Annotated in this window: 20 protein-coding genes; 12 read left to right on the forward strand and 8 right to left on the reverse strand. The window is 66.5% G+C overall.

All coding sequences use genetic code 11. The annotated features are described in order from the left end of the window. The first annotated feature begins 127 nt into the window (after window positions 1–127). The 5 genes from HMPREF3113_RS13910 to HMPREF3113_RS13930 all read left to right on the forward strand — a co-directional run bounded on the left by HMPREF3113_RS13910 (window position 128) and on the right by HMPREF3113_RS13930 (window position 2812). Window positions 128–997 (forward strand): SPFH domain-containing protein, encoded by an 870-nt coding sequence (locus tag HMPREF3113_RS13910; protein ID WP_070473430.1) that lies wholly within the window; start codon window positions 128–130, stop codon window positions 995–997. Between the two features lie 87 nt (window positions 998–1084). Next, complete coding sequence (locus HMPREF3113_RS13915) at window positions 1085–1264, forward strand: type II toxin-antitoxin system antitoxin (protein WP_046272204.1); 180 nt, start codon at window positions 1085–1087, stop codon at window positions 1262–1264. After that, window positions 1261–1449, forward strand: a complete 189-nt coding sequence (locus HMPREF3113_RS13920) for a DUF4177 domain-containing protein (protein WP_070473432.1) — start codon at window positions 1261–1263, stop codon at window positions 1447–1449. The genes HMPREF3113_RS13915 and HMPREF3113_RS13920 overlap by 4 nt, the downstream gene beginning before the upstream one ends. A gap of 1 nt (window position 1450) precedes the next feature. After that, on the forward strand, window positions 1451–1993 hold the full coding sequence (locus HMPREF3113_RS13925; protein WP_070473434.1) for a PH domain-containing protein: 543 nt from the start codon (window positions 1451–1453) through the stop codon (window positions 1991–1993). A 9-nt stretch (window positions 1994–2002) separates the two neighbouring features. Beyond that, window positions 2003–2812: a M15 family metallopeptidase gene (locus HMPREF3113_RS13930; RefSeq protein ID WP_070473436.1), complete on the forward strand. Its 810-nt coding sequence runs from the start codon at window positions 2003–2005 to the stop codon at window positions 2810–2812. Between the two features lie 31 nt (window positions 2813–2843). Here the strand turns inward: HMPREF3113_RS13930 and HMPREF3113_RS13935 are convergent, their stop codons facing one another. The 5 genes from HMPREF3113_RS13935 to HMPREF3113_RS13955 all read right to left on the reverse strand — a co-directional run bounded on the left by HMPREF3113_RS13935 (window position 2844) and on the right by HMPREF3113_RS13955 (window position 7225). Continuing rightward, window positions 2844–3518, reverse strand: a complete 675-nt coding sequence (locus tag HMPREF3113_RS13935) for a DNA-3-methyladenine glycosylase family protein (protein ID WP_070473438.1) — start codon at window positions 3516–3518, stop codon at window positions 2844–2846. A 1-nt stretch (window position 3519) separates the two neighbouring features. After that, window positions 3520–3891: a DUF423 domain-containing protein gene (locus HMPREF3113_RS13940; RefSeq protein WP_019184537.1), complete on the reverse strand. Its 372-nt coding sequence runs from the start codon at window positions 3889–3891 to the stop codon at window positions 3520–3522. Between the two features lie 103 nt (window positions 3892–3994). After that, complete coding sequence (locus HMPREF3113_RS13945) at window positions 3995–5074, reverse strand: polyketide cyclase (protein ID WP_019184538.1); 1080 nt, start codon at window positions 5072–5074, stop codon at window positions 3995–3997. A 313-nt stretch (window positions 5075–5387) separates the two neighbouring features. After that, window positions 5388–6029, reverse strand: a complete 642-nt coding sequence (locus tag HMPREF3113_RS13950) for a response regulator (protein WP_019184539.1) — start codon at window positions 6027–6029, stop codon at window positions 5388–5390. Continuing rightward, entirely contained in the window at window positions 6029–7225 is a 1197-nt protein-coding gene (locus tag HMPREF3113_RS13955; RefSeq protein WP_019184540.1) for a sensor histidine kinase, read from the reverse strand. Before HMPREF3113_RS13955 ends, HMPREF3113_RS13950 begins: the two co-directional genes overlap by 1 nt. Before the next feature lie 138 nt (window positions 7226–7363). On the opposite strand from HMPREF3113_RS13955, the gene HMPREF3113_RS13960 reads away from it, so the two are divergent. The 5 genes from HMPREF3113_RS13960 to HMPREF3113_RS13980 are packed head-to-tail and all read left to right on the forward strand — an operon-like array spanning window position 7364 to window position 10402. Next, on the forward strand, window positions 7364–7960 hold the full coding sequence (locus HMPREF3113_RS13960; protein ID WP_019184541.1) for a GNAT family N-acetyltransferase: 597 nt from the start codon (window positions 7364–7366) through the stop codon (window positions 7958–7960). A 15-nt stretch (window positions 7961–7975) separates the two neighbouring features. Continuing rightward, on the forward strand, window positions 7976–8761 hold the full coding sequence (gene minC, locus HMPREF3113_RS13965; protein ID WP_070473440.1) for a septum site-determining protein MinC: 786 nt from the start codon (window positions 7976–7978) through the stop codon (window positions 8759–8761). A 35-nt stretch (window positions 8762–8796) separates the two neighbouring features. Continuing rightward, window positions 8797–9606, forward strand: coding sequence for a septum site-determining protein MinD (minD, locus tag HMPREF3113_RS13970; protein WP_019184543.1), 810 nt, complete (start codon window positions 8797–8799; stop codon window positions 9604–9606). Window positions 9607–9608: 2 nt separating this feature from the next. Next, window positions 9609–9869 carry a cell division topological specificity factor MinE gene (gene minE / locus HMPREF3113_RS13975; protein ID WP_017355894.1) on the forward strand — a complete coding sequence of 87 codons (261 nt, stop codon included), beginning with the start codon at window positions 9609–9611 and terminating at the stop codon, window positions 9867–9869. A 47-nt stretch (window positions 9870–9916) separates the two neighbouring features. Further along, window positions 9917–10402 carry a hypothetical protein gene (locus tag HMPREF3113_RS13980; protein ID WP_070473443.1) on the forward strand — a complete coding sequence of 162 codons (486 nt, stop codon included), beginning with the start codon at window positions 9917–9919 and terminating at the stop codon, window positions 10400–10402. A gap of 187 nt (window positions 10403–10589) precedes the next feature. On the opposite strand, the gene HMPREF3113_RS13985 is transcribed toward HMPREF3113_RS13980, so the two are convergent. The 3 genes from HMPREF3113_RS13985 to HMPREF3113_RS13995 all read right to left on the reverse strand — a co-directional run bounded on the left by HMPREF3113_RS13985 (window position 10590) and on the right by HMPREF3113_RS13995 (window position 16190). Next, window positions 10590–11828, reverse strand: coding sequence for a DUF819 family protein (locus HMPREF3113_RS13985; protein ID WP_175440362.1), 1239 nt, complete (start codon window positions 11826–11828; stop codon window positions 10590–10592). A 173-nt stretch (window positions 11829–12001) separates the two neighbouring features. After that, window positions 12002–14065 (reverse strand): S9 family peptidase, encoded by a 2064-nt coding sequence (locus tag HMPREF3113_RS13990; RefSeq protein ID WP_070473444.1) that lies wholly within the window; start codon window positions 14063–14065, stop codon window positions 12002–12004. A 154-nt stretch (window positions 14066–14219) separates the two neighbouring features. Then, window positions 14220–16190 (reverse strand): OPT family oligopeptide transporter, encoded by a 1971-nt coding sequence (locus tag HMPREF3113_RS13995; protein ID WP_070473446.1) that lies wholly within the window; start codon window positions 16188–16190, stop codon window positions 14220–14222. Window positions 16191–16413: 223 nt separating this feature from the next. Here HMPREF3113_RS13995 and HMPREF3113_RS14000 point away from each other — a divergent pair, with 223 nt between their 5' ends. Continuing rightward, entirely contained in the window at window positions 16414–17565 is a 1152-nt protein-coding gene (locus tag HMPREF3113_RS14000; RefSeq protein ID WP_070473448.1) for an acetyltransferase domain-containing protein, read from the forward strand. Window positions 17566–17670: 105 nt separating this feature from the next. Further along, entirely contained in the window at window positions 17671–19446 is a 1776-nt protein-coding gene (locus tag HMPREF3113_RS14005; protein WP_070473450.1) for a peptide MFS transporter, read from the forward strand. The last annotated feature ends 23 nt before the right edge of the window (window positions 19447–19469 follow it).

A 19469-nucleotide genomic window follows, 5' to 3' on the forward strand; every position in this document is an offset into this window, starting at 1 on the left:
GTGTTCCGGGCAACAGAGACGGGAGGGCATTCTAGCCGCTGCGGCCGCCCCATGGCCGGCTGGCCCGGCACTTGCGGACTGATATCAATTTGATATCGTCCTATCAACTACCCAAGGACGCCCCGCCATGAAAGAGAAGTCGATCCGCTCGCTGTCCGGCCTGCCCTTCCTGCTGCTGGTGCTGGCCCTGACCGCGGTAGCCGTGTGGATGTTCGTGGTCGGGGTGGATAAGGGAAACCGCAACCCGGCACTGATCATCGGCAGCCTGCTGCTGGCCACCACCGCCCTGGTCAGCCTGGTCGGGCTGTATACCGTGCAGCCCAACCAGGCGGTGGTGGTCAGCCTGTTCGGCAAGTACGTCGGCACCGTGAAGGAGAACGGCCTGCGCTGGAACAACCCGTTCTTCACCAAGGTCAAGGTGAGCCAGCGCGTGCGCAACTTTGAAAGCGGCAAGCTGAAGGTCAACGAGCTGGACGGCAGCCCGATCGAGATTGCCGCGGTGATCGTGTGGCAGGTGGTGGACGCCTCCGAGGCCGTCTACAACGTGGACGACTACGAAAGCTTCGTGCACATCCAGTCCGAATCGGCGCTGCGTGCGATGGCCACCAGCTACCCGTATGACCAGCACGAGGAGGGCCAGTTGTCGCTGCGCAGCCATGCCGCCGAGATCTCCCAGCACCTCAAGGACGAACTGGCCGAGCGCTTGGCCGATGCCGGCGTGCAGGTGATCGATGCGCGCATCAGCCACCTCGCCTACGCACCGGAAATCGCACAGGCGATGCTGCAGCGCCAGCAGGCCAACGCGGTCATTGCTGCGCGCACGCGGATCGTGGCCGGTGCGGTCGGCATGGTTGAGATGGCCCTGGCCGAACTGCAGAAGAACGGCGTGGTGCAGCTCGATGAAGAGCGCAAGGCGCACATGGTGAGCAACCTGCTGACCGTGCTGTGTTCGGACCGTGGCACCCAGCCGGTGGTCAACGCCGGTTCGCTGTATTGATGCACCCACGTGCCGACCCAGGGTAGGCACTTACCAACGCAGCCCGGCGCCGAGGGGACGGCACGGGGTGTGGATAAAGGACCCCGCATGACCGAAAAGAAAGCGTACCCGTTGCGTATCAATGCCGACGTCCTGGCGGCGGCGCAGCGCTGGGCCGACGACGAGCTGCGCAGCCTCAACGCGCAGATCGAATACGTGCTGCGCGATGCACTGCGCAAGGCCGGACGCCTTCCCAGACCCACCACCGACAAGGAGAGCAAGTCATGAGCAAGCGCTGGAACTACCTGACCATTGAAGTGAAGCCGAACCTGATGGGAATCGTCAACGCCGAGCAGATCCAGCAGGAACTGACCAAGCAGGGCCAACTGGGCTGGGAGCTGGTCAACGCGATCAGCCTGGTGTCGGCACCTCCGTTCACGACGTCGGTGCTGCTCTTCAAGAAGGAGGCATGAGGTGAGTGCACTTCACCGCTTCGACGTCGCCCCATCGCCGGCCTGGCGGTTGCTGTGGTTGTGGGTTCCGCTGCTGCTGGTCGCTGGCGTGATGGTGGGCACCGCGCTGGATGCACCGGAGCGCTCGCACACCGAACTGTTCATCACCCTGCCGTTCCTGGCGGTGCTGGCCGCGGCGCTGACCTGGGCGTACACCCGCCGCAGCATCGTGCTGCACCAGGACACGCTGGAGGTGCAGTCGACCTTCTACCGCAAGCGCGTGCCGGTGAGCGCCATGCGCCTGGATGAGGCGCGCATCGTCGATTTCGCCGAGCATGGCCGCTACAAGCCCACGATCAAGACCAATGGCTACGGCGTGCCGGGCTTTCAATCCGGGCATTACCGGATGGCCGACCGCAGCAAGGCGTTCTGCCTGATCACCGACAGCAGCCGTGTGCTGCACCTGCCGCTGCGCGATGGCAGCGCCCTGGTGATCAGCCCGGACCGCCCACGGGCACTGCTCGATGCCCTGAAGGCGCTGGCCGCGCGGCCGGGCGCGCACTAAGCTGGCAGCATGCGCCGATCCCCTGCCCTGCTGATCAACACCGCCGAGATCGAACTGTGGCCCGGCGGCCTGCTGCGTGCACGCGGCTCTGCCGACGCGCGCGCCTTGGCTCGCGCGCAGTGGGTACTGCGGCGCAAGCGCGATGGGCGCTACCTCGCCGTCGCTACCGCCCACGGCGTGCTGCCGCTGGTGCCGCGCCTGATGCGCGAGCCGGGCATCGAGGAGGCACTGGATGCGCTGGACCGCCAGCTGCTGGATCGCCGTCGTGGCAACGCGCCCGATGCGGTGCTGCCCCTGAGTGGACTGCAGCATCGCCTCGAAACCCTCGGGATTGATGCCGATGCCTACGAGGCCGCGACCGGTCTTGCGCTGGAGGCCGAACCGGCGCAGCTGCACCTGGCCGGGTTGGACCGCTACCGTCGCCCCCTCTGGCTGCGCCGTGAGGCCGCCCGGGGCTGGCAACGCCTGCGCCAGCAGGCGTCCGCCGATGGCATCGCACTGGACGCGATCTCCGGTTACCGCAGCCACGATTACCAGCTCGGCATTTTCGCGCGCAAGCGCGGCCGTGGGCTGAGCGTGGAGGACATCCTCACGGTCAACGCCGCGCCCGGGTACAGCGAACACCACAGCGGCTACGCGTTGGATATCGGCACACCGGGCGAACCGCCGGCGGAAGAATCGTTCGAGTCGACTGCCGCGTTCGCGTGGCTGGGCGAGCATGCCGGGCGCTTCGGGTTCCAGCTGAGCTACCCGCGCGACAACCCGCACGGGATCGTCTACGAACCGTGGCACTGGTGCTGGCGCAACGCCACACCCTGACCGGGGCGCCGAAGCCACCGGCCGCGTAGCCTCAACCCTGCGACCGATCGGTCGTCGCCTTCGGATCCACCGTGAAATCGGCGATCCGCCACAGGTACAGGCTGGCGTAGGTCCGGAACGGCCCCCATTTCTCGCCGCGGGCGAGCAGCTCTTTCGGGCTGGGCATCCGCTCGGCCTTGTCCACGCGCTGGGCGCCCTTGCGGACCCCCAGGTCGTCCACCGGCAGGATGTCCGGGCGGCCGAGCCGGAACATCAGCATCATCTCCACCGTCCAGCGGCCGATGCCGCGAATCGGCACCAGCGCATCGATGATGGCGTCGTGGTCCATCACCGACATCCGGCGCAGGTCGGGAATCTCGCCGGCCGCCTCGCGCCGCGCAAGGTCGCGCAGCGCCAGTGCCTTGTTCCCCGATACCCCGCACACCCGCAGCCCCGCATCGTCGATGCGCGACAGCGTATCGGCATGCAGACGGGGACTGCCGATGGCGGTCTCCACGCGCCCGACGATGGTCGAGGCCGCCTTGCCGCTGAGCTGCTGGAACAGGATCGCGCGCGCGAGCGCATCGACCGGGTCGAAGGTCTTCGCCCAGCCGGGCTGCGCCTGGATGGGGCCGAGCCGCTTCATCCAGGTGCCCAGCCGCCGGTCGCGCCGACTCAACCAGTCATGCGCTTCATCAACATCGAAGCCGCGGCGGTACCGGGGCATGTCAGCGCCTCAGCGCATTCAGGCCGTAGGCCAGCCAGCCCACCATCAGCGCGGTGCCACCGACCGGGGCGAGCTGCGTGCTGAGCTTCCACAGCGCGCCTGCCACCAGGCTGCCGGAGAACAGCAGCGTGCCGATCAGCAGGACATACAGCGCCAGGCGGCCCAGCGTGTTCTGCTGCGTGGGGCCCAGCACCGCCAGCGCCACGCCGTGCCCGAACGCGTACAGCGCCGCCGTGGTCACGTGCGACTGCGCCAGCGGATCGGCGATGCCATGCGAGGCATAGGCCGACAGCCCGACCGCGGTGGCCGCCAGCAGGCCGCCCAGGCCGGCCAGCAGGGAGGGTTTGCGCGTGCGTCGTTCCAGGTTGAGCATGCTTGCGTCCTTCAGACAGTGCCCCGTGGCCGGAGCCAAAAAAAAACGCGCCGCAGGAAGCGGCGCGTTTCAGGTCGTGCGTTACATCACGGCAACCGTCGGTTTACTTGACGGCCCAGTAGATGTCGTACGTGCCTTCCGGAGTGAACGACTTGTCCACGCCGTCCTTCCAGGACTCGTACGGACGATCGATCACTTCGTTGCCGCCGGTCACCGACCACGCACGCAGGGCGTTGCGGGCGATGTCCAGGCCAGCCATGTGGCCGGTGTAGGCCGCGTGGGCCGAACGGTGCGGAGCGACATGCACGTACTTGACCGGGGCACCACCGTCGATCTTCACCGTCAGGGCTTCGGCAGTCGCGCCTTCAGCACCCTTCTTCTTGACCGGCTGGGCCACGTCGAAGGCGTACTTCTCGGCGCCGAAATCGGTGGTGATGATGCGGAACGGACCGGCGGCTTCGAGGTTGTTGGCCTCCATGACGCGCTTGATCCACTCCTGGTTGTCCTTGATGGACTTGGTGATGGTTTCCTGGCCGCGGTCCACGTTGCCGGCGGTGACGACCAGCAGGTCCTCGGCCGGGACGTCCACGATGGCCAGATCGGTCAGCGGGGCTTCGGCGGTGCGGTAGTCCACGTTCGGCACGGTGGCCAGCATGTTGGCCATGCGCGACAGACCCAGCTTCAGGTCGTCGCCGGCGTGACGGCTGACGTACAGGCCAGCGTAACGACCGAACAGGTTGAAACCGTACTTGACGTTGTAGTCCTGCGTGATCTTGACGTTGCGGCCACCCTTGCCGGTCGGCTCGAGGGTGAAGTTGGTCACCTTGTCGTGGCCCTTGCTCTCGTCCTCGATGGCGATGGCAACGTGCTTGTTCTGCTCGGACTCGGTGATCACCCAGCTACCCTGGCCCAAGGAACCTTCCTTGGAGGTGTAGTCCAGGCGTGCGCCGACGCCGGCAGCGGGGCCGGAGTGCTTTAGTTCAACGGCGGGATCGCGCAGCAAGAGCGGGTTCCAGTCCTTGAAGCGGCGCAGGCTGTTGACCGTGTCGAACACGATCGTCATCTTGCGGTTGGTCTCGATGCTTTCGGAAATATGGCGCTCGCCCGGCAGACATACGCCAATGATGACGAACAGGCCAGCCACGATCCCCAAGGCGATCAGGAACTCGATAATACGGGTCATTCAGGAGTCTCCGGGGCCGATCCCACGGCCGGGTTGATTGAAGCGAAGCGCCAATCCTAGCAGGCTTCGCCGGTGTTGTTGATCAGGGTTGGCACACCGGTTTCCATGTCGGCAGCGGTTTTGCATAGACAAGGAGCGGAAAGATAACGCATCGCGCGTGTCAGCACGTAGCGGATGGACAATATTTCTTTGCCGGATTCGGCCGTCAGGCCCGAAAACACCCCCGCATCGCTTGCGCCGCAAGGGTTTCACGAAATTCGGAAAATACGTCGGGACCGGCGGCTGCACGATGGCCTCCGCCGGTCCGCCCGGCTCAGACCAGCTGCAGTTCGAAAGCCTTGAGCACGGCCCGGGTGCGATCGCGCACGCCCAGCTTGGAGAGGATGTTGGACACGTGGTTCTTGATGGTGCCCTCGGCCACACCCAATGAATTGGCGATCTCCTTGTTGGAGAAGCCGCTGGCCATCAGCCGCAGGATCTCGGTCTCGCGGTCGGTCAGCGGGTCGGGCCGGTCCAGGCTCACGAACTCGTTGCGCATGTGCTCCAGCCCGGACAGCAGCCGCTGGGTGACCGCCGGCTGGACCAGCGAGCCGCCATCGGCCACGGTCCGGATCGCCCCCACCAGCTGGTCCAGGGTCACATCCTTGAGCAGATAGCCCTTGGCGCCGGCCTTGAGCCCGGCCAGCACCAGCTGGTCGTCATCGAAGGTGGTCAGGATGATGGTCGGCGGCAGCTGGTTCAGCCGCGACAGCATCTGCAGCGCCTCCAGGCCGGACATCACCGGCATGCGCATGTCCATCAGGACCACGTCCGGGCGGACCTGCGGGACCACCTCGACTGCCTGGCGGCCATCGGCGGCCTCGGCGACCACCTCGATGCCGTCATCGAGCGCCAGCAGCGAGCGGATCCCCTGCCGCACCAGGGTTTGGTCGTCGACCAGGCAGACGCGAATCATCAACGCACTCCTTCAATGACAGCGCTCAGCATCAATACTGGCACGCCGGGTACCGAGGCACGAAGGCGGAAGCCCTGGCCCCGGCGGGTTTCGATCTGCAGCTCACCACCGCATTGTTGCAGGCGCTCGCGCATCCCGCGCAACCCGTTGCCGACCACGATGCCGTCGGCCCCCACCCCGTCATCATGCGCTTCCAGCACCACGATGCCCGGTGGCTCGCGCCGGACCTTGATCCATAGGTTGCGCGCGCCGGCGTGGCGCACCGCATTGGTGATGATTTCCTGGGTGCAGCGCAGCAGTACGTGGGCCCGCTCGGGGTCTTCCACGCTCAGCGGCTCGTCGATATCCAGGTGGATGTCCAGCGAGGGGACCTGCTCGGTCAGCGGGCGCAGGGCCGCGGCCAGGTCGATCGCGCCGCTGTCGCGCAGCTGGCTCACCGCCTCGCGCACGTCGGTCAGCAGCAGCTTGGCCAGGGTGTGGGCCTGGTGCACATGCTCCTGGGCCTGGCCCTCGGTGATGTGGCCGGCCACCTCCAGGTTGAGGCTGAGGGCGGTGAGGTGGTGGCCCAGCAGGTCGTGCAGCTCGCGGGAGATGCGGGTGCGTTCATTGACCCGGGCGCTTTCGGCCAGCAGCACCCGGGTGGCGCGCAGCTCGGTATTGAGCCGGCGCTGTTCCTCGCGGGCATCGGTCTGCTGCCGGGCCACCAGGCTGGTCACGAAGATGAACATGGAGAAGCCGCCATACAGCAGCGACTGCATCACCGCCTCGAACAGCGAGAAATTCAGGATCAGGTAGTAGACCGGCAGGACCGCCAGCTGGCTCAACAACAGCCAGATCACCCCGCCGCGCACCGGCAGCATCCAGGGAATGACCCCGGCAGCGACCATCATCAGGATGCTGCCCAGGCCCGAACCGCTCAGGTAGCTCACGCCCAGCGCCGAGGCGGTGAGCAGCACCAGCATGACCCGGTCGTACCAGCGCGAGTGGCCGCCGTTGCGCAGCCCGCGGGTCAGCCAGAAGTAGCCGGCACCGAAGGCCAGGTACGCGGCGAACAGCCACAGCGCCCACGCATCGACGCCACCGCCGCGGCGCAGCAGCGCTTCGTACTGCGAGTAAACCAGAGGAAGTCCGACCATGACCCAGGTGAACAGGCCGGCCAGTCGCAGTACTCGGGTGTGGCTGAGGTATCCCAACATGGACGCATAGTAGGCTGAACCTGTTCCCCTGCACTCCCACAGAAGTCATGCCTGTCGGCTCGCGGGGGGAAGCCACCCATGCAATAATCGGACCGAGGGCCCCTCGATGGGCCAACCGCGTTACCCCACGGAGTCACAATGTCGATTGTCATCCGCGACGTGCGCGAGCACGAGCTCGATTCCGTCCTGGCCCTGAACAACAATGCCGGCCTGGCCATCCTGCCGTTGGATGCCGCCCGCCTGCGTCTGTTCTATGAAAGCGCTGAGTATTTCCGCGTCGCCGAGCGCGACGGCAACCTGGCCGGTTTCCTGATCGGCTTCGGCAGCGACAGCCAGCACGACAGCAGCAACTTCGCCTGGTTCAAGCAGCAGCTGGATACCAAATTCTTCTACATCGACCGCATCGTGGTCGCCAGCCGCCGTCGCGGCGGCGGTGTCGGCCGTGCGTTCTATGCTGATGCCCAGAGCTACGCCGAGCTGCGCTATCCGCAGCTCACCTGCGAAGTCTTCCTGGACCACGGCGCCGATGCCGCCCTGCTCTTCCACGGCAGCTTCGGCTTCCGCGAAGTCGGGCAGAACAACATGGCCCACGTGGATGTGCGTGCCAGCATGCTGCTCAAGGACCTGTGCAGTTACCAGTGGGTGCACGACACCTACGGCGACCAGCTGCCGGATGTGCCCTGGGTGGGCCATCGCCGCGAGCCGCTGCGCGCGCAGCAGCAGACGGGGACCTGATCGGTGGCAGCGAACATGGATTTTGAACAGGCCGGCGAACTGAAGATCGGCCAGGTCGGCATCGCCAATCTGCGCATCCGCACCCTCGATGTCGAACGCCTTACCCGGGAAATGCAGGAACGTGTCGCGCGTGCGCCGAAGCTGTTCGGGCGTGCCGCGGTGATCCTGGATTTCGGCGGACTCAGCAAAATACCCGACGTGGCCACCGCCAAGGCACTGCTGGATGGCCTGCGCAAGGCCGGCGTGCTGCCGGTCGCGCTGGCCTATGGCACCACCGAAACCGACCTGCTCTCCCAGCAGCTCGGCCTGCCGCTGCTGGCCAAGTTCCGCGCCCAGTACGAGCGTGCCGAAGCCGAGCCGGCCCCCGCGCCTGCCCGCGCGCCGGTCGCCGAGCCGCCGCGCCGTTCGCGTGCCGCTGCCGCCGTACCCGCGGCGCCTGCCCCGAATGCCGTGGCCACCGGTGGCGCGCCCAAGCCGGGCCGCATGCAGACCGTCAATGTCCGCTCGGGCCAGCAGCTGTACGCGGAGAACTGCGACCTGACCGTCATGGCCACCGTCGGCGCCGGCGCCGAAGTGATCGCCGACGGCAGCATCCACATCTACGGTACGCTGCGGGGCCGTGCCCTGGCAGGTGCCCAGGGCAACACCACGGCGCGTATTTTCTGCCGTGAATTCCACGCTGAACTGGTCGCCATCGCCGGCCATTACAAGGTACTGGACGATGTTCCGGACTCCCTGCGCGGCAAGGCCGTGCAGGTGTGGCTGGAACAGGACCAGATCAAGATCGCTGCGCTGGACTGACGCAGCCCCCAAACAGAAGAATCAGGAGAAATCCTTTGGCTGAAATCATCGTAGTCACCTCCGGCAAGGGCGGCGTCGGCAAGACCACCAGCAGCGCCAGCCTGGCCTGCGGGCTGGCACGTCGTGGCAAGAAGGTGGCCGTGATCGACTTCGACGTCGGCCTGCGCAACCTCGACCTGATCATGGGCTGCGAGCGCCGCGTGGTGTACGACTTCGTCAATGTCGTGCACGGCGAAGCGACCCTCAAGCAGGCCCTGATCAAGGACAAGCGCTTCGACAACCTGTACGTGCTGGCTGCCTCGCAGACCCGCGACAAGGACGCGCTGACCCAGGAAGGCGTGCGCAAGGTGCTCGACGACCTGGTCGCCGACGGCTTCGAATACATCATCTGCGACTCCCCGGCCGGCATCGAGAAGGGCGCGTTCCTGGCGATGTACTACGCCGACCGTGCGGTCGTGGTGGTGAACCCGGAAGTGTCTTCGGTGCGCGACTCGGACCGCATCATCGGCCTGCTCGACTCGAAGACCCACAAGGCCGAATCCGGCAAGAACGTACCGGCCTTCCTGCTGCTCACGCGCTACAGCCCGGTGCGGGTGGAAAGCGGGGAGATGCTCAGCATCACCGACGTCGAAGAAGTGCTGGGCCTGAAGGCCATTGGCGTGGTGCCCGAGTCGGGCGACGTGCTCAATGCGTCCAACAAGGGTGAACCGGTCATTCTGGACCCCGAATCGGCGGCGGGCCAGGCATACGAAGATGCGGTGGGCCGCATCCTTGGCGAAGAGCGTCCGATGCGCTTCACCACCGTGGAGAAGAAAGGCTTCTTCAGCAAGCTGTTCGGAGGGTAAGCATGGGACTGTTCGATTTCCTGAACCGAAAGAAGACCACTGCCGAAACGGCCAAGAACCGCCTGCAGATCATCATCGCGCAGGAACGCAGCCACCGCGGCGGCCCGGACTACCTGCCCCTGCTGCAGCGCGAGCTGCTGGAAGTGATCAAGAAGTACGTCAACATCGACGCTGATGCGGTCAAGGTCGACCTGGTCAAGGACGGCGAGCACGATGTGCTCGATATTTCCGTCGCCTTGCCGGAAGGCCCGCAGCAGCCCTGATCGACATCGCCCCTTCCGCCCCGGAAGGGGCGGTTGAGCGGTAACCCATGAACGACGCTGCCCCCACCGCCGAACCGCAGGTCACCCGCCTCGGCGATATCCGTTTCGACGACGCCCACACCCTGCTCGCGGCCCACGATCTGCGCCTGCATCGTGTGGCCGATGGCGCGCCGATTCCGGGCAGCTATTGGGGCGAACCTGAAGCCGGCATCATCGGCAGCGATGTCTATGTGCGCGATGACACGCCCGTGCACTCGATGCTGCACGAAGCCTGCCACCTGATCGTGCTGCCGCCGGAGCGGCGTGCGCTGGTGCACACCGATGCCACCGATTCGGTACCCGAAGAAGACGCCACCTGCTACCTGCAGATCGTGCTGGCCGGGCAACTGCCGGGGGTAGGCAGCGCGCGCCTGATGGCCGACATGGATGCGTGGGGGTACACGTATCGGTTGGGGTCTACGAAGGCGTGGTTCGAGCAGGATGCGGAAGACGCCAGAGCGTGGTTACTCGAACGCGGCCTTCTTACCGCGTAAATCCGCACGTGCGGTAACGCGGGGCGGCCCGAATTCCCGGTAGTGCCGGCCGCTGGCCGGCAACCTCCTGGACACCTGATGCATCGCCTGGTTGCTTTAGCGCAGGTTGCTTCTGCCGTAGAGCCGACCGTTGGTCGGCTGTCGTGCGCTGTGACGCGACGTGACAGCAGCCGACCAACGGTCGGCTCTACCCCGCCATCGCGCGCAGGGTGATGCCCACGATATACGCCAGGTACGTGCCCGTCGCGTAGCCCATCGTGCCCAGCAGCACGCCGACCGGCGCCAGCGAGGGGTGGAACGCCGCCGCGACCACGGGCGCCGAGGCCGGCCCGCCGATGTTGGATTGCGAGCCGATCGCAAAGTAGAAGAACGGCACCTTCAGCGCGCGCGCCAGCGCCCACAGCAGCACGATGTGCACCGCGATCCAGATCAGGCCAAGCAGGAACAGCCAGGGGCGGTCCAGCAACGCCAGCAGATCCATCTGCATGCCGATGCAGGCGATCAGGAAGTACAGCAGCAGCGAACCCAGCTTGGAGGCACCGGCGCCTTCCAGGTTGCGCGCACGGGTGAAGCTCAGCGCCAGGCCGCAGGTGGTGGAGATCACCACCACCCATACGAAGGGCGCGTCCAGGCTGAACTGCGAGGCCCAGGCGACATGGCCCTTGAACCACGCCGAGACCGGACCGGCGATCGCATGCGACAGCCCCACCACGCCGAAGGCAACGGCGACGATCAGCATCAGGTCGGTCAGGCTGGCCACGCGCTCGTGCTGCGCCTGGAACGCCTGGATGCGCAGCTTGAGCGCATCGATGCCCGAGGTATCGGCACCACTGCGCGCATCGATCCTGGCCGAACGCCCGGCCATGAAGATCAGCACCGCCATCCACACGTAGCCGACACCGACATCGACCACCGCGAACTGCCCGAAGGTGGTCGCGTTGACATCGAACACTTCGCGCATCGCCAGCATGTTGGCACCGCCGCCGATCCAGCTGCCGGCCAGCGCGGCCATGCCGGCCCAGGTATCGCCGGCCACGGTTGCCGGGTGCAGCCACTTCATCAGCTGGAACGCGACCACCGCGCCGACCATGATGCTCAGCGAGGCGCCCAGGTACATCACGATCAGTTTCGGTCCCAGCCGCAGGATGCCCTTGATATCCACGGCCAGGGTGAGCAGTACCAGCGCGGCGGGCAGCAGGATGTCGCGGGCGACCGGGTTGTAGAGATGGGTGTTCTGGCCATCGATCAGGCCGACGGTGTTGTACACCCCGGGAATCAGGTAGCACAGCAACAGGGCTGGCACGTAGGTGTAGAAACGCTTCCACGGCCCCTGCTCGCGCGAGGCGGTCCAGAACACGGCGCCGAGGGTGGCGGCGATCAGGCCGAAGACGACGATGTCGTTCTGGATCAGGGCGGGTGCTTTCACGGGTGTGGAGTGCCTGGACGATGGGCGTGCGATTCGGCACGTTTCGGGAAACAATCACGGGTAGAGCCGACCGTTGGTCGGTTACAACACCACCGATCACCGGTGACACCACGGCCAACGAGACCCGGTGCCATGAAAAAGCGCCGCCCCTGGGGGCGGCGCTTCGAACCGGTTTACTCGCCGATGTGCTGCTTCAGCCAGCCGTTGACGGTGTCATGCCACTGCACGCTGTTCTGCGGCTTGAGCACCCAGTGGTTCTCGTCCGGGAAGTACAGGAACTTGGACTCGATGCCCTGGCGCTGCGCGGCGGTGAACGCCGCCAGGCCCTGCTCCACCGGAATGCGGTAGTCGAGCTGGCCGTGCACGATCAGGATCGGCTTCTTCCAGTCCGGGACGTGGTTGACCGGGTTGAACTTCTCGTAGTTGGCGGCCTTCTCATACGGCGTGCCGCCCTGCTCCCACTCGGTGAACCACAGTTCTTCGGTGGCGTAGCCCATCATGCGCTGATCGAACACGCCGTCATGGTTGACCAGGCACTTCCACGGCTCGTTCCAGTTGCCGGCGATCCAGTTGACCATGAAGCCGCCGTAGCTGGCGCCCAGCGCGCATGCCTTGTCGCCGTTGAGGAACGGGTACTGCTTCTGTGCCGCGGCCCAGCCCTTCTGCAGATCTTCCAGCGGGCGGTCGCCCCAGTGCTGGCTGATCGCGTCGGTGAAGGCCTGGCCGTAACCGGTGGAGCCGTGGAAGTCGATCATGACCACTGCGTAGCCCTGGCCGGCGTAGGTCTGCGGGTTCCAGCGATAGCTCCAGCCATTGCCGAAGCTGCCCTGCGGGCCGCCGTGGATCAGGAACGCGACCGGGTAGCGCTTGCCTTCCTGGTAGTTGTACGGCTTGACCACGTAACCATGCACGGTCTCGTTGTTCCAGCCCTTGAACTGGAACTGCTCGTAATCGCCGAAGGCGACATCGGGCAGCATCTCGCCGGCGCTGGGGGTGATCTCGCGCGGGTTGGCGCCATCGAAGGCGGCCACGACGATCTGGTCGCCGCTCTTCAGGCTGTTCTTCGTATACGCCAGCGTGGTGCCAGCGATCACCGGCGAGCCGATGCTGCCGCCGTCCACCACCACTTCGGCTTTGCCGGTGGCGATGTCCACGGCGAACAGGCGGTGCTCGCCCATGTCGTCGGCGCTGGTGTAGATCAGGTTGCCGTCACCGGACAGCACGATCTCGCCGGCCGAACGATCCCACTTGGGGGCGATCTCGCGGGTCTTGCCGGTCGCCACGTCCATCGCCATCAGGCCGAAGCGGTCCGCTTCGAAGCCCGGGCGCTTCATGGCACGGTAGTACAGGGTCTTGCCGTCGGCACTGAACACCGGGCCGGCATCCCAGGCCGGGTTGGACGCGGTCAGGTTGACCGGCGCCTGCTTGCCCTCGGCATCCAGACGGTACAGGTCGAAGTTGGTCGACCACGGCTCCTGCTTGCCGGCCACGCGGATCGCGGCGACCACGCTCTTGCCATCCGGCGACCAGGTGAAGTCGTCATTGCCACCGAACGGCTTGGACGGTGCATCGCCGGCCAGCGTTGCGCTGATCGCCGAGGCGCCCTTCACCGCCGCGGCCTTGGCGGCCGGCAGCGGCGCCACGAACAGCGTGTTGCGGCGGCCGTCGGCCCAGGTGTCCCAATGGCGCACGAAGAGGTTGTCGAACACCTCGCCGGTGTTCTTGCGCGCCTTGTGCGCGTCCAGCTTCTTGCTGGTGCAGGCCAGGTCCGAACCGCAGTCCTGGAACACGCCGCTGCTGAAGGCCACGCGGTCGCCCTGCGGGGAGACGTGGAAGCTGTCCACATCGACCGGGAAATCGGTCAGCTGGCGCGGCGTGCCGCCGGTGGCCGGCTGCGCGTAGAGCTGCTGGCTGCCGCTCTTGGCGCTCAGGAAATACACGGTCTGGCCATCGGCCGACAGCGCGGCGGAATTGACGTTCCAGCCGGCCGGGGTCAGCGGCTTGGGCGGGGCCAGGTCGCGCGTGCGCAGGTTGCGGATGTACAGGCCGGTGCTGGCCTTGCTGTCGGTGCCGACCACGCGCTTGGCGAAGATGACGTTGCCGCCATCGGCGGTGAGCAGCGGGCTGGAGACCCGATCCAGCGCGATCATGTCGCGCACATCCAGGCCACGCGTGGCCGCCAGCGAGGGCATCGCGGTCAGCAGGCACAACGGCAGCAGGGCGTAACGAAGTTTCATCGGGGTCTCCGCGGAACGGCAAAACGCCGATGTTAGGGCCGCAAGGGCCGCACATGCAAAGGCCATCGGTCATGCCGGCGCATTGGCTGAACGCAGAAACGACACACCCCGCCGCAGCGGGGTGTGTCATGACCCGGATCGGAGTCGTTGTTGCTTAGACCGAACCCACCGCGCGCTTGCCGGTGCGGTAGATCAGCCAACCGACCAGGAACAGCACGGCCAGGCCGATCCACTGCGCGCCCGGCAGGTGGAACGGCAGCGCCAGCACATCGGCGCGGCTGCTGACCACGATCGGGATCGCGATGGCGATGCCCATCAGGGCTTCACCGGTGATCAGGCCGGCGGCGAACAGCACGCCCGGCTTGTGCACGCGGTCACGGCCTTCTTCATCATCGCCACGGATCTTGTGGAAGCGCTCCACCAGGTAGGCGATCAGGCCACCCAGGAAGATCGGGACCATCAGTTCCAGCGGCAGGTAGATGCCGATCGCCGCGGCCAGCACCGGCACGCGGAAGCGCGCATTGCGCGACTTCAGCCAGCTGTCGAAGGCGATGATCGCCGCACCGACCACCGCACCGATACCGATGAAGGTCCACGGCAGCTCGCCGCCAAACAGGCCCTTGGCCACCGAGGCCATGAGGTTGGCCTGAGGCGCCGCCAGCGCGTTGGGATGCAGCTCGGACTTCACGCCGATGCCGTAGGCGGTGGCCAGCAGGTTCAGCACCGGGGCCATGATCAGTGCGCACGAGAACGCGCCGATACCCAGCATCAGCTGCTGCTTCCACGGGGTGGCGCCGACGATGTAGCCGGCCTTGAGATCCTGCAGGTTGTCACCGCCGACCGCGGCCGCGCAGCACACCACCGCGCCGATCATGATCGCGGCCACCGCGCCCAGCGGCGCACCGCCGATGCCGACCGGGGTCAGGCCATCCTTGCCGAGCAGCAGCACCAGTACCGCCGAGGCGAACAGGATGGTGGAGATGGTGATGCCCGAGACCGGGTTGTTGGACGAGCCGATCAGGCCGGCCAGGTAGGCCGAGACCGAGACGAACAGGAAGCCGGCCACGATCATGATCAGGGTCATCGGGATCGACACGTGCCACTGGCCCACGATGGCCTGGTAGAGCGCCAGCAGCGGCAGGGTGAACACCACCAGGGCCACCAGCATCCACTTCATCGGCAGGTCGCGCTCGGTGTGCGCCAGCGCCGGGCCACCGCTCTTGCGGGCCGCGGCAAAGCCACTCTTGACGCCGTTGAGCAGCGACTTGCGCAGCGAGATCAGGGTCCAGACGCCGCCGATCAGCATCGCGCCCACGCCCAGGTAACGCATCTTCGCGCCCCAGATGGCGAAGGCCGCTTCCGTCGAATTGGCCGTGGCGATCGAGGCCGCCAGCGCCGGATCGGTGTTCATGAAGAACGCCTGGTACAGCGGAATGGCGATATGCCAGGTCAGGATCGAGCCGGACACCACCACGATGCCGACATTCAGGCCGACGATGTAGCCCACGCCCAGCAGCGCCGGGGACAGGTTGGTGCCGATGAAGGCGGTGATCTTCGAGGTACCGACGTAGGCCGAGGTGGCCCAGGCATCCGGGATCAGGCGCAGGCCGCTTTCGGCGGCCAGCTTCACGAAGGCGCCGATCACCGCCGACACGGCCAGGATCTTCAGGCCCGGGCCCGGGTTTTCACCGGCCTTGAGCACTTCGGCGGCGGCCTTGCCTTCCGGGAACGGAAGCGGATCTTCCACGATCATCGAACGCCGCAGCGGCACCGAGAACAGCACGCCCAGCAGGCCACCCAGACCGGCGATGCCCAGCACCCACCAGTACTTGAAGTCCGGCCAGTACCCCATGATCACCAGCGCGGGGATGGTAAAGATCACACCGGCGGCGATCGACGAACCGGCCGAAGCACCGGTCTGGACGATGTTGTTTTCCAGGATCGTGCCACCGCCGAGCAGGCGCAGCACCCCCATGGAAATGACCGCGGCGGGAATGGCGGTGGCGATGGTCAGGCCTGCGAACAGACCGAGGTAGGCGTTGGCGGCCGACAGAATCACCGCCAGCACGATGGCAAGCACCACCGCACGGAAAGTGAGCTGGCGTGGCGCAGCGTCGTTGTTCATGGAAGCCCCTGCTGGCAAAAAATCCCTGCCACGCTAGCGTTCATGTACGGGCAAGTCCAGTAGTGCCGGCCGCTGGCCGGCAACGCTTCACCGCCCGATCGAGGCGCCTGTTGACCTGCGCGTGCCACCGGAGTGGCCACACGCCGGACTCGGCAACGTCCCAGGCCGGGCCCGTCCACTTTAGTTATGTTATATCCTATCGCACCAAGTAATCGGCGCCGCTGTGACGCATTCCCCCGCCTCCCGCCTGACCTCCATCGACCAGCTGCGCGGCACCGTCATTGTGCTGATGCTGCTCGACCACGTGCGCGAAACCTTCTACATGCACCAGCAGGTCGGCGACCCCATGGTGGTGGACCAGGTCGAGCCGGCGCTGTTCGTCAGCCGGCTGCTGGCGCATCTGTGTGCCCCGGTGTTCGTGCTGCTGACCGGCCTGTCGGCCTGGTTGTACGCCAGTGGCAAGCCGGATGGGCGCCGGGCCGCGTCGGCTTTCCTGCTCAAGCGCGGCCTGTTCCTGGTAGTGCTGGAGCTGCTGGTGGTCAACTTCGCCTGGACGCTGCAGTTCCCGCCCAGCGTGATGTACCTGCAGGTGATCTGGGCGATCGGCATCAGCATGATCGCGCTGGCCGGGCTGTTGTGGCTGCCACGCGGCGCACTGGCGGTGCTGGCGCTGGCCGTGATCGCCGGGCACAACCTGCTCGATGGCGTCCGCGTGCAGGGCGACGGGGTGCTGGCCGTGCTGTGGAAGGTGCTGCACCAGCGCGACTGGATCACCGTGACCGACGGGCTGCGCCTGCGCACCTCCTACCCGGTGCTGCCGTGGATCGGCGTCATTGCACTGGGCTGGGTGATCGGCCCGTGGTTCGCGCGCGGCGGCGATGCCCTCCTGCGCCAGCGTCGCCTGTGGATGGCCGGCGCCGGTGCGCTGCTGGCGTTCGTCATCCTGCGGGCGGTGAACCTCTACGGAGACAGCCCGTGGCAGTCCTTCGCCACCCTGGGCAGCACGCTGATGAGCTTCTTCAACGTGACCAAGTACCCGCCCTCGCTGCTGTTCCTGCTGCTGACCCTGGGCATCGGCCTGCTGTTGCTGCGCCTGTACGAAGAGCCGCGCGTGGCCCGGGCGCTGGCGCCATTGGCCGACATCGGCGCGGCACCGATGTTCTTCTACCTGCTGCACCTGTATGTGCTGAAGCTGCTGTACGTGCTGGCCGAAGCCCGCTGGGGCCAGACCCACGGCGGGTACTTCGCGGTCGATCACGTGGCGAGCCTGTGGGTGATCACCGCGGTGCTGGCAGTGGCGCTGTATTGGCCGACACGGGCATTCGCGCGGTTCAAGGCGCGGCGGCGGGATCTGGCTTGGCTTCGCTATCTGTAAGCGCGCATGGCCGGCAGCACGACGGCGGAGCGGCCAGACACGGCACGGCTGACCCTTCGCCCCGGGCCTATACTCGCCCCCTTGTCCGCCCTGCCCCAGCCCTCGATGACCGCAGCCGTCCTGCCCGCCGCCTCGACCTCCACCGCGACCGACGACTTCCTTGGCCATCCCAAGGGCGTCTACATCTGCTTCTTCACCGAGATGTGGGAGCGGTTCTCGTTCTACGGGATGAAGGCGCTGCTGCTGCTGTACCTCACCAAATACCACCTGTTCGGCGACAAGGCCGGCCTGGATCTGCTCGGTGCCTATGGCGGCCTGGTCTACTGCATCCCGGTCTTCGGCGGCCTGCTCGCCGACCGCTGGCTGGGCATGCGCAAGGCGGTGGTGTTCGGCGGCGTGCTGCTGGTGCTCGGCCACCTGGGCATGGCTTTCGAAGGTCATGCAGCGGTCCGCGTCGATGGCGCGGTGGTCCGCGATGATGCCGCGCTGGGCATCACCTACCTCTCGCTGGCCCTGATCATCATGGGCGTGGGCTTCCTCAAGCCGAACATCTCCACCATCGTCGGCAAGCTGTACCCGGAAAACGATCCGCGCCGCGACTCGGGCTTTTCGCTGTTCTACGCCGGCATCAACCTGGGCGCGCTGTTCGCCTCGCTGGTGTGCGGCTTCCTCGGCGAAGCCTATGGCTGGAAGTACGGCTTCGGTGCGGCCGGCATCGGCATGGTGATCGGACTGGGCATGTTCCTGTGGGGCCAGAAGTACCTGCAGGGCCACGCCGAACCGTCCGATCTGCCCGCGCTGCGCCAACGCGTGCTCGGCATCCGCCGCGAATGGCTGATCTATGCCGTGGCCGTGCTGGGCGTGATTCCGGTGGCCGCGCTGATGTGGGCCGCCGCCAATGGTGCGTTCGCGCTCGGTGGTGAACTCAGCCTGGCGCTGATGTTGATGATCGTCGTGCTCGGTGGCGTGCTGGTCTGGTTCGCCTGGTTCACCGGCACCCGCTGCACGCCGGTGCAGCGCCAGCAGATGATCGCGCTGATGGCGCTGATCTTCATGGCGCTGGTGTTCTTCACCCTGTACGAGCAGACCTATGGCTCCTGGGTGACCTTCACCGACCGCCTGCTCACCAAGGACCTGGTGCCGTCGCTGGTGATCCAGGGTGGCACCCCGCTGCCGTGGTCGATCGCCTCGCTGCTGCTGGCGCCGCTGGGCTTCGTGGTGGCCGCGCGTCTGTCCGAGCGCCGCCCGGGCTCGTCCGCGCCACGCACATTGTTCATCGTGATCGTCGCGGCGATGCTGGTCATGCTGATCCGCGACTGCCTGGTGATTCCGCAGACCGCCGGCTCGCTGACTTACCTGGGCGGCCTGTTCCTGGTGGTGCTCGCGCCGCTGTTCGCCATGCTGTGGGCGTGGCTGGACCGTCGCCGCATGGACCCGTCCAAGCCGGTCAAATCCTCGATCGGGCTGATCTTCGCCGCACTGTCGTTCGTGCCCCTGGCGCTGGCCGCCCAGCACGTCGGCGCGACCGGGCAGATGGCCAGCGTGTGGTGGCTGGTACTGGCCTACCTGATCCTGGAGATCGGCGAAATGTGCCTGTCACCGGTCGGTCTGTCCGCCGTTACTCAGCTGGCCGCGCCGCGGGTGGTCAGCCTGATGATGGGCACGTGGTTCCTGGCCACCGCGTTTTCGGAAACGCTGGCCGCGCTGTTCGGCAAGCTCGCCGCGATCGAGGTGCCGGAAGGCGAAACCATGAACATCGCCAGCGCCGCCGCCAGCTACGAACACCTGTTCTGGCTGCTGATGTGGATCGGCCTGGGGTGCGCGGCGGTTGCCCTGGCCTGTTCGCCGCTGCTGAAGAAGATGATGCACGGGGTGAAGTGAGCCTTGGCCTGATGCGCAGACGA

Source organism: Stenotrophomonas sp. HMSC10F06 (genome assembly GCF_001807865.1).
Classification (GTDB): domain Bacteria; phylum Pseudomonadota; class Gammaproteobacteria; order Xanthomonadales; family Xanthomonadaceae; genus Stenotrophomonas; species Stenotrophomonas bentonitica_A.

Bases quoted from the DNA above. Each gene is read 5' to 3' on its own strand.
- HMPREF3113_RS13955 (WP_019184540.1), bottom strand. From the start codon at position 7,225: ATGTTGGGATACCTCAGCCACACCCGAGTACTGCGACTGGCCGGCCTG.
- HMPREF3113_RS13915 (WP_046272204.1), top strand. From the start codon at position 1,085: ATGACCGAAAAGAAAGCGTACCCGTTGCGTATCAATGCCGACGTCCTG.
- HMPREF3113_RS13910 (WP_070473430.1), top strand. From the start codon at position 128: ATGAAAGAGAAGTCGATCCGCTCGCTGTCCGGCCTGCCCTTCCTGCTG.
- minC (WP_070473440.1), top strand. From the start codon at position 7,976: ATGGATTTTGAACAGGCCGGCGAACTGAAGATCGGCCAGGTCGGCATC.
- HMPREF3113_RS13940 (WP_019184537.1), bottom strand. From the start codon at position 3,891: ATGCTCAACCTGGAACGACGCACGCGCAAACCCTCCCTGCTGGCCGGC.
- HMPREF3113_RS13995 (WP_070473446.1), bottom strand. From the start codon at position 16,190: ATGAACAACGACGCTGCGCCACGCCAGCTCACTTTCCGTGCGGTGGTG.
- HMPREF3113_RS13960 (WP_019184541.1), top strand. From the start codon at position 7,364: ATGTCGATTGTCATCCGCGACGTGCGCGAGCACGAGCTCGATTCCGTC.
- minE (WP_017355894.1), top strand. From the start codon at position 9,609: ATGGGACTGTTCGATTTCCTGAACCGAAAGAAGACCACTGCCGAAACG.
- HMPREF3113_RS13935 (WP_070473438.1), bottom strand. From the start codon at position 3,518: ATGCCCCGGTACCGCCGCGGCTTCGATGTTGATGAAGCGCATGACTGG.
- HMPREF3113_RS13950 (WP_019184539.1), bottom strand. From the start codon at position 6,029: ATGATTCGCGTCTGCCTGGTCGACGACCAAACCCTGGTGCGGCAGGGG.
- HMPREF3113_RS13980 (WP_070473443.1), top strand. From the start codon at position 9,917: ATGAACGACGCTGCCCCCACCGCCGAACCGCAGGTCACCCGCCTCGGC.
- HMPREF3113_RS13945 (WP_019184538.1), bottom strand. From the start codon at position 5,074: ATGACCCGTATTATCGAGTTCCTGATCGCCTTGGGGATCGTGGCTGGC.
- HMPREF3113_RS13990 (WP_070473444.1), bottom strand. From the start codon at position 14,065: ATGAAACTTCGTTACGCCCTGCTGCCGTTGTGCCTGCTGACCGCGATG.
- HMPREF3113_RS13920 (WP_070473432.1), top strand. From the start codon at position 1,261: ATGAGCAAGCGCTGGAACTACCTGACCATTGAAGTGAAGCCGAACCTG.
- HMPREF3113_RS13930 (WP_070473436.1), top strand. From the start codon at position 2,003: ATGCGCCGATCCCCTGCCCTGCTGATCAACACCGCCGAGATCGAACTG.
- HMPREF3113_RS14005 (WP_070473450.1), top strand. From the start codon at position 17,671: ATGACCGCAGCCGTCCTGCCCGCCGCCTCGACCTCCACCGCGACCGAC.